At 48.0% G+C, this 15,141-nt stretch carries 11 protein-coding genes; all 11 read right to left on the bottom strand.

The features are described from left to right. Positions 1-10 precede the first annotated feature (10 nt). Positions 11-1,096: a CgeB family protein gene (locus ACU6HM_RS15855; RefSeq protein WP_021447224.1), complete on the bottom strand. Its 1,086-nt coding sequence runs from the start codon at positions 1,094-1,096 to the stop codon at positions 11-13. Beyond that, the gene (locus ACU6HM_RS15850) at positions 1,093-2,409 is read right to left on the bottom strand and encodes a glycosyltransferase family 4 protein (protein WP_446764054.1); all 1,317 of its coding nucleotides are present in this window, start codon (positions 2,407-2,409) and stop codon (positions 1,093-1,095) included. Before ACU6HM_RS15850 ends, ACU6HM_RS15855 begins: the two co-directional genes overlap by 4 nt. A gap of 4 nt (positions 2,410-2,413) precedes the next feature. Continuing rightward, on the bottom strand, positions 2,414-3,400 hold the full coding sequence (locus ACU6HM_RS15845) for a polysaccharide deacetylase (protein WP_446764053.1): 987 nt from the start codon (positions 3,398-3,400) through the stop codon (positions 2,414-2,416). Next, entirely contained in the window at positions 3,397-4,236 is an 840-nt protein-coding gene (locus tag ACU6HM_RS15840) for a polysaccharide deacetylase (protein WP_446764052.1), read from the bottom strand. The genes ACU6HM_RS15845 and ACU6HM_RS15840 overlap by 4 nt, the downstream gene beginning before the upstream one ends. Before the next feature lie 191 nt (positions 4,237-4,427). Continuing rightward, complete coding sequence (locus ACU6HM_RS15835) at positions 4,428-5,405, bottom strand: hypothetical protein (RefSeq protein ID WP_446764051.1); 978 nt, start codon at positions 5,403-5,405, stop codon at positions 4,428-4,430. A 14-nt stretch (positions 5,406-5,419) separates the two neighbouring features. After that, positions 5,420-6,886, bottom strand: coding sequence for a heparinase II/III domain-containing protein (locus tag ACU6HM_RS15830; protein ID WP_446764050.1), 1,467 nt, complete (start codon positions 6,884-6,886; stop codon positions 5,420-5,422). Positions 6,887-6,892: 6 nt separating this feature from the next. Beyond that, on the bottom strand, positions 6,893-9,028 hold the full coding sequence (locus tag ACU6HM_RS15825) for a glycosyltransferase family protein (RefSeq protein WP_446764049.1): 2,136 nt from the start codon (positions 9,026-9,028) through the stop codon (positions 6,893-6,895). 3 nt (positions 9,029-9,031) lie between these two features. After that, complete coding sequence (locus ACU6HM_RS15820; RefSeq protein ID WP_446764048.1) at positions 9,032-11,239, bottom strand: CgeB family protein; 2,208 nt, start codon at positions 11,237-11,239, stop codon at positions 9,032-9,034. A gap of 94 nt (positions 11,240-11,333) precedes the next feature. Continuing rightward, positions 11,334-12,596, bottom strand: a complete 1,263-nt coding sequence (gene wecC, locus ACU6HM_RS15815; RefSeq protein WP_446764047.1) for a UDP-N-acetyl-D-mannosamine dehydrogenase — start codon at positions 12,594-12,596, stop codon at positions 11,334-11,336. Positions 12,597-12,610: 14 nt separating this feature from the next. Next, positions 12,611-13,732 (bottom strand): non-hydrolyzing UDP-N-acetylglucosamine 2-epimerase, encoded by a 1,122-nt coding sequence (wecB, locus tag ACU6HM_RS15810; RefSeq protein WP_446764046.1) that lies wholly within the window; start codon positions 13,730-13,732, stop codon positions 12,611-12,613. 164 nt (positions 13,733-13,896) lie between these two features. Next, positions 13,897-15,135, bottom strand: coding sequence for a hypothetical protein (locus ACU6HM_RS15805; RefSeq protein WP_446764045.1), 1,239 nt, complete (start codon positions 15,133-15,135; stop codon positions 13,897-13,899). Positions 15,136-15,141: the final 6 nt, after the last annotated feature.

Raw genomic sequence — 15,141 nt, 5'->3', positions numbered from 1 at the left:
CAAGCGCACCCTAGAAGCCGACCACATCAGCCAGCTCCTGGAGGCGATGCTCCCAGGTGTGGAACTGACGCACATACGCCGCCCCCGCTGCCGCACGCTCGCAATCCTGCGCGGTGGGGCCCTGGCGCAGACGTGCAAACAACTCAGTGGCCTGCTCACGGGAATGCACCACGTGGCAGAAATCGCGGAAATAACGATCCACCGCACGACCGGGATTAGTCACCGCAATGCCCCCACTGGCCAGAATCTCCAGCAAACGGCGCGAGCACATGGTGTCAGAATCCGTGACCGAGTTCACGTTCAGGCACATCACATGTTCTTTGTAGATACGCCCCGTCTCGCGGTGCGGAACCTGACCATGAACCTGCACATGCGTCGAGCGCGGAAAGCGGAATTCGATATGCCGGGACAATCTGTCGTGATTTCTGTCGTAGGCATTAAGCTGCATCTGCGCATCTTCACAGGCCCCGAAAATCATGTCCAGAAAGCGCCTACGTTCACTCAGGATGCGGCGGTAATAACTGCCCGTAAAGCACCCTTCCTTGCGTGTGAAATCAAAGCCCGTGAAGTTATGAAACGCAGGCTGATACGGCATGCTCAGGGTGTTCACAGGCACATCAGGATTCAAGCGAGCACGATAGCGCGGCAGGCAATCACTGTCCGTGGTGAACACATAATCAAAGGCCTTGGCCACATCAATGAAGTGCTCGAAATACGCCCCGTCGTCCTTGTTCCAGAACACCGTGGGCACACCCTGATCCTTAGCGAACTGCACCAGCTTGTAAATCGTGCGAGGCGTACGCAAACGGATCAGTCGCGACTGCTTGGCCAGCTCGTAGCGCCACGCGCCACCCAGCCCATGGAACACGGACTCCACAAAAAGCAGATCAGGCTTCCAGGAGGAGATGACCTCCTCGTAATTGCGCGGGTTCAGAATACGGATAGAGCATTCGGCTGACAGGCAGTCTGCCGTGAAATAGTCCGACACCAAGGCTACTTTCAATTGCCCAAACTGCCCCGCGGGCTTGCCGTCTTCGCTGACGGTTGGGTGCGTATAGATGCGCGCCCCCAAAGCCCGGATTGCGCGACCAATCATGAATTAGCCCCGGCCGGCAAAGCATGCACCACAAAGTCAGCCCAACTGCGACGCTGCGTGGCCTCTTCACGTGCCAAGGCACCATCCTGGGCCAACACTTCTGGACCTGCCTGAAAGGTTTCATCCAGCACACGAGCCAAGTCCTGCACATCCCCTGCTTTAAAAAAACGCACCGAACGACATGGCCCAACTTCGTCTTGAAACACCGGCAGATCCGGCACCAGAACAGGTTTGCCCATCGCCATCGCCTCAACCAGCTTGATGGGAGGCACAATACGACACACCTCAAAGGGACGACGAGGAATACATACCAGCGCAGCCTTGGCCTGCAAGGCGCGAGCCTCCTCAGGCGAGACCCGACCAGCAAACAGTACATGCTTTTCCATACCCAGACTTTGCACCTGAGCCTGCAACTGAGCGCGCGCCTCCCCATCTCCAATAATGGTCAGGGTCACATCCTTACCACGGCCAACCAGATCCGCCACGGCGTCGATCAAGACATCCAGACCTTCATAAACAATCAGGGAGCCAGCATAAACAATCGTGTTGGGCTGCACATCCTGGGCAGCGCCAGGGGTAAAGCGCGAGGGGTCGACACAATTGGGCATCAGGCCCATACGTGCAGGATCAACATTCCAGTGCTCGCGCGCGTATTGCCCCAATTGCTCGGAAATCACAAACAAACGGTCTGCCTGGCTGGCAACCAGACCTTCCAACTCCAGGCCTTGCTTGAAACCTTGAGAATCACGGAACTCTGGCATACGGGAGGCCCGGCTCAACTCCCACAAGCCACGCATTTCATATTGGAACGGAATGCCTAACTGGCGCGCTGCAATCAAGGCCGGCAAGGCATTGACGTGGTTGGACGCGGCATGGATGACGGCGACGCGCTGCTTGATGGCTTCCTGGGCGATGGAGGTGGCGGCTTCTATGGCGAACTGCATGACGGGGCGATTATTGGCCGGACGTTGTACATGAACGTACTGGACCTGATCCACCACCGTTGTCTGCGCCGACGCATCAGCCAATCTATCCTTGCGATCCCACGGATAGCCAGGGCGAGTCAAGACACACACATCGCCACCGGCCTCCTGCAAAGCCTGAGCAATAGCATGCGTACGAGTGGTATAGCCGCTAATGTGATACGGCAAGGCACTGGCCGCCACGTACAGCATGCGACCTTGTATCGGTTCATAAGGGGTTTGCACCGAGCCACACTGCTGCGTCCTGCGACGCAACATACGTACGGTCAAAAACCGATTAAAGGCTAACCAGGGTTCACCCAGCAGCCTTTGTAAGAATTTCAGCGCCATCGCCTTAAGCCTTTGCCTTCGCCTTCTTGTTTTTTTTCGGTGGAGGCGTGTACTGCGCTAACGATAAATCCACGGACTGCGGCGTGGATATCTTGCCTCGAGCATGTAAATCCAAAAACTCTGCTGTCGTTATCACATCGTAATCCTTGGTCAGGCGCGACAACATCTTGCGATACCCTTCCAGGCGACGATCGTCCCGGTACTCGCCCAAACCGTTCTCGTCCCAATACAAAAGAGACCAAGAGTGCAACAAGAACACGGCAAAAGACGGGCTACCGCTAACAGCATTTAGCAACAAATTTCCCCACCATGGCCGGAACCGGAAATAGCGGGACTCTGGGTAAGTCAGGCGAACCCACCAATCTGGCTTACCTAACTTACCCAGAATCCGCTTCTCGGTCGTGGGAACCTCAATGACGCCATTGGACCAAACATAAGGGTCATTGGTGGCCTCGCTGTATACGCATTGGCCATTGTGCACAGCACATATCGAATTATTAAAAGATAGTGGAATTCCCACCTCTTTCAATGCCCGGATCGTATCGGCATTCCAGCGAAAGGAACCTGCACGATGCGCCAGAACCGGTTTCCCCGTCTGCTCAGTCAACAAATCTGCAAAGTGCCGAAAAACAAACTCGGCCCGAGCCCGGTCCGTGTACTGGTTCATGTACTGCGGACGGTTGGACAGGCCATGCTCTTCCCAGAAGCTGTCAGGCAAATACTCAGGATGCGTATGCAGCTGCACATCCTGGCCCTGCTCATCCAGCCATCGTACGACGTCCTTCAGCTCGTCCAGGTAGGAATAGGCCCCACACAAGTCTGTAAAAAAGACATGCTTGGCACCGAACTCATCACCGATCTTGCACATCTCGGCAACACCAGCTGTGCCCTTCGGAAATCGCCCCCAGATCAGACGATTGACGTGGTCCGCAGACGCGCGCTTGGGCAGCGCCTCCGTATCCACCGTAATCATTGCGTAGCGATCCCTCATACCTGTGCTTCTACCTGCTCTAAATTAACTGTTCGTGAAATGTCTATTTTACCCTGCGCATGTAGCTCCAAGAATTCTGCGGTCGTGATGACCTCACAATCCTTGACAAGGCGGCGCAGAAATTTGCGGTAACCCTCCAGCAATCGATCATCTCGATATACCGCGTGTCCTGCTTCATCGCGCTCAAGCAAAGACCATGAGTGTAAGAGCACCACCGTGACTGGTGCTGGCTTAGGTGCAAAAGGATGTTTCCAAGCAGGAATAGGGCGCGAGCCGAATTTGAAGTATGGAGACTCGGGGTAAGTCAGGCTGACCCAACGATCCGGACGGAAGCCGGGCACTCCGGGGACCCAGCGCTCAGTGACAGGGACTTCGATTACGCCGTTGGACCAGGTGTAAGGAAGACAGTCAGGCTCACCATGTACGCCTCGACCACTTTCCAAGGCTCGCATAGATTGGTTGAATGACAAGGGAATATTGAGTTCTTGCAATGCCCGAATCGTTAAGGCATTCCAGCGGAATGAGCCTGCGCGGTGGGCAAGAATTGGTTTACCAGTGATGTCGGTAATTAATTTGCTGAAATAGCGCAGCACGAAGCCTGCCCGAGCCTGATTGTCATACTCATCCATATAGCGCGGAGAAGGTAATAAGTCATGATCTTTCCAAAATGATCTAGGCAACGTCTCCGGATGAGTATGAAGCTGCACATCTTGGCCATTAGCATCTAGCCAGCCCACGACGTCCCGCATCTGCTGCAAAGATGAATAGCAGCCACAGAAATCCGAAAAAAAAACATGTCTTACACCACACTCAAGACCGAGAGCTGAAATTTCCATAACGCCTGCAGTACCAGTCTCGTGCCGCCCCCATACTAAACGTTGAACGTGACTATCCTTCGCCCGCCTCGGCAAGGCCTCTGTGTCAACGGTTAATATCGCATAGTTATTTCTACTCAAACAAGCAACCCATTATTCCCATAACTACTTTCTCAATCAGAAGACTCACTTCAGGTTGATGTCAATTTTTTTTAAAGTTTTATTCTTGCTATCTCTAGAAATTTTCTCTTCTCATCATTTTTATCACGTACGTAACCTTGCACCCTAATTGATTCACAGCTTAAATCATCAGGAACTATTAAAGTTGCACATGGATCATCCGTATACCAACGAACATCAACTCTTACCCCATTGACCATCAAATAGAATGCGTAATCAACTCCATTTTCAAAATGTTTTTCATTGATAACACTACGCGCTACCACGGTGCTCCCCTCTCTGTGAGCATCGACCTTTAACAGCCATGAGTCGGGATCTATAGTTGAATCATAACTCTTAAAAAGCTCTACTGTTTCCCAGATTTTATGATTCACTCCATGCGTCGATAACGGACGAACCTCGACATACATTTTCTGGTTAATAGATTCGAGATGAGATATAAAACTTAAACCTTGCTCAGAAAAATATTTATCCCGCTCAAGCTGATTAAAACATAGAAAAAATAATGTTTCAGTCGATTCTAAAAAAATATTTTTCAAATCATTATACAAACTACCACGATCAAGAATTCCATCAAAATACCTGGAGGCCCCGCCATCAGAATACCGACTCCCTAGAAGGAACGTTTGTGGGATATTTGCATAAACGGCAGCCGCATTATTTAAATAGCCATGCAATAAGGCGCCGTATCCTCCCATCGATGACCCCCAGAAATACAGTCGACCGTCGCCACACTCTTTCCGCACCTCATCTATTATTAACCTCATAGCAGAGATCCAGAAGAAATCACCTAACTCTCCTAAGTACCAAGTACCCTTACCTTCCACACCATAACAATCCAGCGGACAAACAATATTCCAATCATCACTACGAAAAGAAGCAGGTTTATCGTGATGGCCATGACCATGCAAAACAAATAATATTGGTTTATTTTTAACTTTTGCCTTTTTAAAATTATATTTTATTTCTCTAGTACCAACAGTTATACATGAATCGAACCCAGACCTCATACGCCACCCAAAAATCACAACAAAACATTAAATTTGGTCTCTAATAACCCGGGATTATAAACCTTCAAAGAAATCGATTGCTCACAGCTACCGTATTTATAGGAAACAGGAACCCAATCCAAAGCATATTTTGGCTCTTTTAAGAGTAAATCACCTCCATCCAAAAGTACTTCCACAAAAAAATCACCTTTACTTAAAACAATTTTCTCATCAGTCTGAGACTGAATGCAAAAATCCTTATGAAAATTAAATCTAGAGTAAGCCCTACCCTCATTCTTACCCAACACTTTATCCTTTATTATCAACTGATTTTTTTTGTACTCAATCTGCCTTTCAAAACTTATAATATCGTTATTACATCTTATAGCCATCCCTCCTTCCACAACCACTCCAGTCTCTATTTTTTGACCACTGATAAACAAAGACCTCCTCACCAACTCTTTTGCCCCCCAAGACAACCCTTCTATATTTATAGTGTTGTGTGCAACCGAGGACACCACAAATTCCCGTAAATCGTCACTCGTATATTTATACTTTCCGGGGTCCACCAGTATGTCAGTACCATTTACCCCATAAACCAAAGAAAGATTATCCCAATGCTTATGTATACCACTATTAAAATTATTAATCACACATAAATAACTCAACCCTTCTTTAACTATCACATAGCCCGACTTACTCCATAAACTAACTTCGGAGTCAATACATTCTTTTAACTCTCTTGGATTTTCATAATCAGTATCTCCGAAGGGAATTTCTCGGCCATCAGGTAAACAGAGGTTCACAGCCACACACTCCGCTCCATCTATATACTGATCAAGCTCAGGCATGCCGTCATACAGCTTTGTTTTTTTATATCTTTTTAGGGAATCAAGAACCAAGTGATGATAATGCGGAGAATGCTCTTTATGCACATAATTACCATCAAATTGATTTTTTATTATTTTCCCGAAATTTTCATAGCATAAAGAAACAACATTAGCCTTCATTCCAGGGCCAAGAGTTTCTGCTAAACATCTCAGCCCATGAATGGCATAAAGGCCATGATTATGGTTAAGTCTAATAAAACCGGGCCCCCTCAAGGTCTTTACATGCTGCAGTATCATCTCGCGCATCCAATCCGGAAGCCGCATACCCTGATCACTCAACTCTTTAGCTAGCTGAAATAACTTTTCCGATCTAATCCCTGTAGCCATGTCATGCCATAGAAATTCTGAATTATTTTTCTTTGCCCAACCCCACCAATCTTGAAACCAATCAATTAATTTCAAAAGGTATTTACTGTCTCGACTTTCCCTATACGCAGACAAATAAACCATCAAATACCTTAAGGTATGCAGCTGAAAACACCAATTGGAATCTTTATATGGATTAACCCCCCAATCGAATGGTATCTCCATTTTATAAAAATCCAAATCAGGCCTTTGAATAGGAGAAAACCCCTGCTCCTCGAATAACTCCACATCCCTTACAAAGCTCATTTCTCTCTACCCTAACAACTGCCCCCAACTACGCGAGACGTTTACAGAACTATATTTTTCTAATTTCTCTATTAACTCTAACGCCGAGTACTCATTAGAGCTTAAAACTCGATTTTTAGCCTCATCCACGCTATCAACAATAAATTCCCTTCCCCATATTTCTGCCGCCCCCTCCCAGTTCCAAATAATTGGCATTGAGCCCGTCAACATCGCTTCTCCGATAGCCATATGAAATGACTCAAAATCAGAAGCAGATATGATATACCCAACCAAGCTAAGCCAATCGTTAACATCATCACCTGGCGGATCAAAAATCAATTTATATTGAAGTTGGGGATTACTATTAATTCGAGAGTAAATTTTCTTATAATACTGAAGCTCTTCATCACGCTTTAGAAGCCAATCATATTCCAAGGGATTTCTGCCTTTAACCCTAAGGCAATATCTACTATCCTCTTTCAATAAAGCCTCAAGCAAATCAATTGCACGATCCAGTCTTTTCAACGAAGGAGAAACCCCAATCATCCCTAATGTAAAGAGCGCATCCCCAGTCTTTCTCAATGGAGTAAATTTATTCTTATCCAATAAATTTGGAATAACCGATGTTTTTTCATCGGGAAAACCAAATACACTTTGCCCCTCTTTCCGTATAAATTCACTTACGTAACTAATATGATCAATATTATCCCAATTTGATTCTGCCACATACGGAAGCGTTCGTTCTTGAGCATGAAACCTGGCTACTAGACGCTGATGTGGCTTTTTATTATTTGAGTACCATTTCAAATTACCTAGGCACCACTCACAAAAGATAATGTCAGCTTGTTCTAAAAGCTCAAAACTCCTTCGCTCATCATGCTTATCGTGGCCCGCCCAAGTATCCACCAAGAATTCAAACTGACCCGTTGACTCCAGCGCATCTTGCAACAAAGCAAAGAACTTCAAATCGTGTCCAGCCACCAGCACACGCAGCTTACCATTAACAGCTTTTATCTCAGGCGCTCCTTGTAGCCAAGTTTGAATCTCCTTCACCCTTTGCGAAAAAGTGTGACGACGAGCTAACTTAGTCAAAGCATTAGCAGCGGCTTCCGCAACAGCCGGCTCTTGGAATGCTCTACGTAACTGACGCGAAAACTCCTCTGCACTATTAGCAAACAAGGGATAATCCACACCTAATAGGTGCTCATGCAAAGTATTCCGGTTCAAAATTGCCGCGCAACCCGCGCCACCATATTCAAGAATCTTAGTTGAGTACTCGACTGTATCGTTCATACTCTCCGCACGCCACGAGAGCCCCACTCTGGCGGACTGCAATTGGGCCTGCACCGACTCACGAGACTGAGCTCCTAGCCATTGCAAACCAGCAGTACTCTCTAACGCTTGCTGCATGCGAGCCTTATATTCTGGCCAACCTGCCTCATGATGGATTTTGTCTCCAATCATGATCAACTCACTACCAGGGACTTGCTGATGAATCTCAGGCCACTGCTCCGCCATCTCAAGTGTCATCCAATCAGCTTTAAACTTACCTGCGTAGACCGCTCTCATCGACCTCTGGTTCAATGGAACCAAGTTAACTGGCAAGTCAGGAATAACGGGCGTATACAGGCTGAACTTATCAAGGCCAACATTTGGAACAAGCTCTTGCCACAGCCTTACAAAACCTTGTGTTTGACACAAAAGGCGCTGGCAACCCATTGCCAGACGACTCATCTTTTCACGTAACTCTGCAGTGTACTCATCCAACTGCTGCGGTATATCTGTTAAATAAAGCCAGCATTTTTTCAGAACCGCAGGATGCTCCAGCAATGTCGCAGCAATATCAAAACCACGCACCACCACTACATCGTAGGTGTTAGTCTGGTCCAATTTGACAGCTAATTCCGCCATCATTGGCAAAGACAATCGCTTAAAACCTTTTCCATTCCAATAGCTTGGTACTGTCCCGTCCACAATAGTAAGGTGGTCAGCGTTTCTTAATGGTGCAAATAGCTCTTCTCTTTCCGGCTTACTCTTGGCAAGGAAATCTACCTCTGCCTGACATGTCGCTGCCAGGGCCAAAGCAATAGTCTGAGCCCAGATAGACGACCCATCGATAAAGTTCAAGTCTGGGCTACCGCAGACCAATACGCGTTTACTCATTATTTACACTCCAACCGTTGCCTGCGAGGCTGCACCATCTAATACAAACTGATCGCTATCTACAAAATACAGATCATCCCGCTCTACTCTGGCATCCGGCTGCGCACACACATAGGCGGCCGCGAATTCCGAGGCGCGCCACAAGACTGAGCACAAGTTGGCGTCACCACCAGCGCTAAAACGATCTTCTCCACTCGCCTTGGCCCATCCGGCCAGCCCAGGTTCGTAAAGGCTGGCATTAGCTAAGTCACGCAGATAATGGGAGCCGTATCCGTGTTTACTGCCAATCCACCCCATGATGGGATAAGCCGAACCTTGCTGCTTTAGCCAAGGCTCATGTTCTCCAGGCTTCAAGATCTTAATATTTTCATCAATATCACTGAAGTTAAGTGCGATACCTGGCGAACACTCGATACCAAGAAGGAACTGGCGATACTCCTGATCTTTTGCAAATCCCACCAAAGCCGCCATTTCGTCGGCATTATTGGCTTTTGCAAATAGCATCACGGATGGGTCCGTAGGTAAACGCGTCGCAACATTCAAGTGAGTAAAAATAGTGTTCAAACGATGAGCATAGGTGTGTTTAGCAAATACCTCTCTAATTCCAGCCAAGCTCCGTCGACGCCACTCAACATCATCCGTCATCAATGTATGAATCGCTTCTTGCGCTTCCTCACGACTACGCACTAACCAAACTGCATCGGACTCAAACAGATTCTCAATGCCCTTGGCGTAAGTACTCACAATAGGAGTACCGCAAGCCATCAGCTCAAAAACACGACGAGAGAACATCGTGGGCGAATCAACTACCGAGTTGACATTCAGAAATACACGATAGCGGTTGTATTCCTCACAAAGCTCTTTGTAGGGCAAGCTTCCTTTAATTCCTTTCTGGAACTCATCAGGAAAAGGGAAAACGCCTGTCCCATGATTTCGGTCATAAATGTCTAAATCGTATTGATTAGCCGTCTCTAACAGCCACCGCATCGACTGGCCCCGCTCTGCATGACGGTTTCCATACCAACTTCCCGCAAAGCACAGTTTTTGCTTGCGCCCGGTTAACGGAGCTGGGCGATGCAACGCAGGTTGTGCTGCAAATGGGAGCGCATGAATATTGGGGTTACCTGTTTTCCGGAAATATGATTCTTTCATATTTGCGTCAGTAGTGAATATTCCATCCACAAGCTTGGCACTGCACATGAATTTATCGTGATGCACAGGATCTTCTTTGTTCCAAAATACGGTTGGAATACCTTTTTCACGAGCATATTTACAAAGCTGCGCAACCTCTTGACCAGGTTTATTGGAATACTCTGCAACTCTATATTGCCAACTCCCAAAATTACCCTTCCATGCACTTTCAATAAAAACCAACTCTGGTTTATATTTCTCCAAAAGAGCATACCAATTATCCGGTCTTGGTTGAATAAGATTCAAATCCTGCTCAAAACACCCAGCCGTAAACTCATCCATTACCCCCATTACATATGGCTTACCATTTTCGGGATAATCCGGCCACCCCAAGATACTAATCTCTGCAGCCAAGGCGCTAGGCGCAATAAAATCCTCTTGTTTATATTTTATTTTTTTTTCTTTTACCCTAACACTATCTACAAAAACCTTCTCATTTTTTTGAAGATTAAACCCGCACAGACCTAAATGTATCTCCACAACTCCATCTGGAACAATAAAGGTATGCACTTGCTGCTTTTTGCCAAATGTCGCTGGTAGATATTTGAACCTAGCCTGTAAATGACTGGATTTAGCCATTTTCCCAAAGCTTTCATCTACCTCACTACCATCTTTATCAAAGCCTTTTAATAGAAATACCGCTTTTCTATTTTTTTCATCTGTCTCGAAGTAATCAACTGATACTTCTATCCGTAATTCAGCTCCTTCCTGCGCAGACAAAACATACCAAACTGGATCTTTCCTTGACAGCTCCATATGGCCTCGCCAATCTAGCGATCCAGGATTTTCTTTCTTTTTTTTCTTTTCAGTTGCATCTCTACTATCAGTACTTTTATCAGCAATAGCAGTTAAGGCAACCCCAACCTCTTTCAAACCCAGACGAGCACGACAAATCTCAATATTTGCTTTAAAGTACTGCTCACCAAGCAATGCACCCAGCTCATGATAAATTTTAATAGCGGCGGCATAATCCGCTCGCAAAAAGGCGTCTAAGGCTTTTTGAACATTTGCTGGATTCATGATGATCCATTACCCCAATTCAATTAATACCACAAATTAAATCGGCCCATAAAGGCCGATTTAATTAATCTCAAAACAAAAAACCCACTAACAATTAATCAAACAGCCCAACAACGTCAATACATTGGGTATGCTTTCGAATCTCAGTCATTTGCTCAATGAATGGACGGTGCTTAACTAGAACGCAGACAACATCGGCATCAGCCATAGCGCTACCCAAAGCAGACAACTCAATACCCGTACCTTGTAGCTTGGCTGGCAATTCGCTGATATTGGGTTCTACGGCTTGCACCTTGCAACCCAGACTGGCAATCTTCTTGGAAACACCAACAGCAGGGCTTTCACGCAAGTCATCGATATCGGGTTTGAACGCCAGGCCCAGGCAAGCCACTTTGATGTCAGCCATACGCGCATCAGGACGCAACGACAAAACACCTGCAATAGCGGCTTTAACTTTCTCTACAACCCATTCAGGTTTGTAGTCGTTAATCTCACGAGCCAAGCGCACAATGCGAGCTTGTTCAGGCGTCTTGTCCACGATGAACCAAGGATCCACGGCGATGCAGTGACCACCCACCCCGGCACCAGGCTGCAAAATATTAACGCGTGGGTGACGGTTAGCCAGGCTGATCAGTTCCCACACATTAATATTCAAGCGATCGCAGATCAGAGACAGCTCGTTGGCAAACGCGATGTTGACGTCACGGAAGCTGTTCTCTGTCAGTTTGCACATTTCAGCGGTGCGGGCATTGGTTGGCACCAAAGCACCTTCCACAAAAATTCGGTACAGCTCAATTGCCATCTCGGTAGCTTTTTGAGTCATGCCACCAATAACACGGTCATTGCTAACCAGCTCATGCACTACGCGACCGGGCAAAACACGCTCTGGGCAGTAGGCCACCTGAATATCAGCCTCCTCGCCTGCTTGCTGAGGAAAGCTCAGATCAGGACGAGCTTCAGCCAGCCACTGCGCCAATTGCTCGGTCGTACCAACAGGAGACGTCGACTCCAGAATAACCAGATTGCCTTTGGCCAGCACTGGCGCAATGGTTTTAGCGGCGTCGGCGATATAGCTCAGGTCAGGCTTGTTGCCTTCCAGAAAGGGGGTCGGGACGGCGATCAGAAACGCGTCAGCAGGTTCCGGGGTCAGCGTAGCGCGCAAGTAGCCACCGTGCACGGCGGCCTGCACCAGCATATCCAGTTCAGGTTCAACAATATGAATCCGGCCTTGATTGATCGTGTCGACCGCGTAAGCGTTCACATCAACGCCAATGACCTTCTTGCGGCGTGAGGCAAATAATGTTGCAGTAGGCAGGCCAATATAGCCCAAGCCGATCATGGAGAGAGTTTCAAACATGCTGGTCTTCCGAATCAAGAGATCAAGGTTTTTAAAATTTCACTAATGCGGGTAGCGGCCTTGCCGTCCCCATAAGGGTTGTGCGCCCGTGCCATACGCTCATATTCAGCAGCGTCATCCATCAGCTGCGTGGCAGCGCTGACAATGGCTTGTGTTTCTGTTCCCACCAAACGCACAGTTCCTGCATCCACGGCTTCAGGGCGCTCGGTCGTGTCACGCATCACCAATACCGGTTTGCCCAAAGAAGGCGCTTCTTCCTGAATGCCCCCGGAGTCAGTGACCAAAAGGTCACAACGATCCATCAGGTAAACAAAGGGCAAATAATCCAGTGGTTCGATCAAATGAACATCGGAAACGTCGGATAAGATACGACGTACTGGTTCCTGAACATTTGGATTCAAGTGCACTGGATACACCACCTGCACATCGCCACGGGAGGCAATCTGGCGCAAGGCCAGGCAGATGTTTTCAAAGCCGGAACCAAAGTTTTCGCGACGATGCCCCGTCACTAAAACCAAGCGCTTGGCTGGATTGATAAAAGAGAACTGAGCCTCAAAACGGCTGCGCAGTTCCGAGTCCTGACGTACGCGTGCTGCCACATCCAGCAGCGCATCGATGACGGTATTGCCCGTAATGTGTACCGTCTTGGGATCTACACCTTCACGCAACAAATGCGATTGTGATTGCTCGGTTGGAGCAAAGTGCACATCAGCCAGTACGCCTGCTTGGCGGCGGTTCATTTCCTCTGGCCACGGCGAGTACTTATTATGAGTACGCAAGCCAGCCTCTACGTGCCCAACCTTGATCTTGGCGTAATAGGCCGACAAAGCTGCGGCCATGGTGGTAGTCGTATCACCATGCACCAGGATCATGTCTGGTTGCCATTGTTTGTACACATCACGCATACCCAACAGCACGTTGCTGGTGATGTCATACAGGTCCTGGCCTGGCTTCATCAGGTTCAAGTCAAAATCAGGTTTGATGGAAAAAATATCCAGAACCTGATCCAGCATCTGGCGGTGCTGACCAGTGACGCAAACGCGCGCTTCAAATGCAGGGTCGGTAGCCAAGGCCTTAACAACCGGTGCCATTTTGATGGCTTCAGGTCGTGTGCCAAATACGGTCAAAATCTTCATCAATAAACCTTCTTCTTGTCCTGAGAGAAATCAACGATCAAACATAAAAACGTTGTCTGACCAAAATTACATTTAGAGCCCCAACTGCAAACCCAGCACGTTGCTGAGAAGAGCAAAACTGTTAGGTGCTTTACCGCTTTTTTTATGCTCTAACCACAGCAATTTCACCGCTTTCTATCTTGGCTGCGCTTTTTACTTCTAGGTGCAACACGCACGCTCTGTTTTGCAACTAACTCAGACAGCTCCCTCTTCAGGGCCTCTAGCTCAGCAAGCTGTTCTTTAGCCTGACTGGCCTGCTCGTTACGAGTCTGTGTCAACTCAGCCACTCCGTACTGCAACGTGGTGCATTGCTCAAACCACTGTTTAGCCAAAGTTTTCTGCTCCTCGGCTTCTTTCTGCAGGGATGAAACCAAATCTTGGGCTCGCATCAAGGCCTGCCGCTCTTCTTGAGCGGACAATTCCATTGCAGCCTTTTCTTGTTGCAGTTTGTTGACCATCTGCTGTGTTGCGATCAACTGCTTTGATTGAAGTACGCCTTGCATCGCAAGCTGATCACGCGATGCAGCCAGATCTTGCCATTGCTGACGTAATCTGTTTTCACGATCCGCATGCCCGAGGATCTTGCGAGCTTGATTAAAACGATCTTGCCTTGCCTCGTCCTTCAATCTAGTGAGCTGACGCCCCTCCGACTCACTAAAGCTCACCTCATCCGGGAGCAAAGTAACAAGAGCCTCTGCCTGCGCTAACTCGCCAGCCTCATGTAAACGGAAAGCTAACCATTTCTGTCTAAAAGCACGTGGCTCCAAGGAAAAAGCTCGATACGCAAGCTTGGCTGCCAAAGTCGCATGGGTCTGCATTTGCCCGCGAGCTACAGCAGTCCAAGCACTGGCCTGAATTGCTGTAGACACTGAAGCCCGCGCTAGAAGGGCCTCCACTGCCTCCTCCCCGCCCTCTTTAAATGCCTCCAACACTCTGCCAAATTGCTTCCCTCCTAACACCTTGGGGGGAACCTCACGTCGGTTCTGTTTCCAGGCCTTCAGCAAACGAGTAGGCGTGGACAACATAGAGCCCACGGAGTGAGTCCCTTGAATCAGAATCTCACCTAGCTGACTGGCCAAGGCATAACGCGTCTGCAAAATATGAACTTCATCTTGGGCTTTAATTAAAGCCTCACAGCGCAGAATTTCTGCCTGCTTCTCCACCAAAGAGTTGTGAACTGGGGCGATGTGAATAATCGTAGAAGGCACAGCTTGAGCCTGCCCCTCATAAAACAAACGCTCCAACTCGGCTTGGACAAGATGCAGTTGGCTATACAGCAACTGATTTTCGTCCTGTAGTGCCTGCACATATCTATCAGCAGGCACATCGCCAGGCTGATCTGCCTGAACTGGCGAAACGGCCATTATTTA

This window comes from Alcaligenes sp. RM2 (genome assembly GCF_052931795.1).
The sequence above is the reverse complement of the archived record's forward strand: the minus strand, read 5'-3'. Positions and strand labels throughout refer to the sequence as shown.

Bases quoted from the DNA above. Each gene is read 5' to 3' on its own strand.
- ACU6HM_RS15855 (WP_021447224.1), bottom strand. From the start codon at position 1,096: ATGATTGGTCGCGCAATCCGGGCTTTGGGGGCGCGCATCTATACGCAC.
- ACU6HM_RS15850 (WP_446764054.1), bottom strand. From the start codon at position 2,409: ATGGCGCTGAAATTCTTACAAAGGCTGCTGGGTGAACCCTGGTTAGCC.
- ACU6HM_RS15845 (WP_446764053.1), bottom strand. From the start codon at position 3,400: ATGAGGGATCGCTACGCAATGATTACGGTGGATACGGAGGCGCTGCCC.
- ACU6HM_RS15840 (WP_446764052.1), bottom strand. From the start codon at position 4,236: ATGGAAATTTCAGCTCTCGGTCTTGAGTGTGGTGTAAGACATGTTTTT.
- ACU6HM_RS15835 (WP_446764051.1), bottom strand. From the start codon at position 5,405: ATGAGGTCTGGGTTCGATTCATGTATAACTGTTGGTACTAGAGAAATA.
- ACU6HM_RS15830 (WP_446764050.1), bottom strand. From the start codon at position 6,886: ATGAGCTTTGTAAGGGATGTGGAGTTATTCGAGGAGCAGGGGTTTTCT.
- ACU6HM_RS15825 (WP_446764049.1), bottom strand. From the start codon at position 9,028: ATGAGTAAACGCGTATTGGTCTGCGGTAGCCCAGACTTGAACTTTATC.
- ACU6HM_RS15820 (WP_446764048.1), bottom strand. From the start codon at position 11,239: ATGAATCCAGCAAATGTTCAAAAAGCCTTAGACGCCTTTTTGCGAGCG.
- wecC (WP_446764047.1), bottom strand. From the start codon at position 12,596: ATGTTTGAAACTCTCTCCATGATCGGCTTGGGCTATATTGGCCTGCCT.
- wecB (WP_446764046.1), bottom strand. From the start codon at position 13,732: ATGAAGATTTTGACCGTATTTGGCACACGACCTGAAGCCATCAAAATG.
- ACU6HM_RS15805 (WP_446764045.1), bottom strand. From the start codon at position 15,135: ATGGCCGTTTCGCCAGTTCAGGCAGATCAGCCTGGCGATGTGCCTGCT.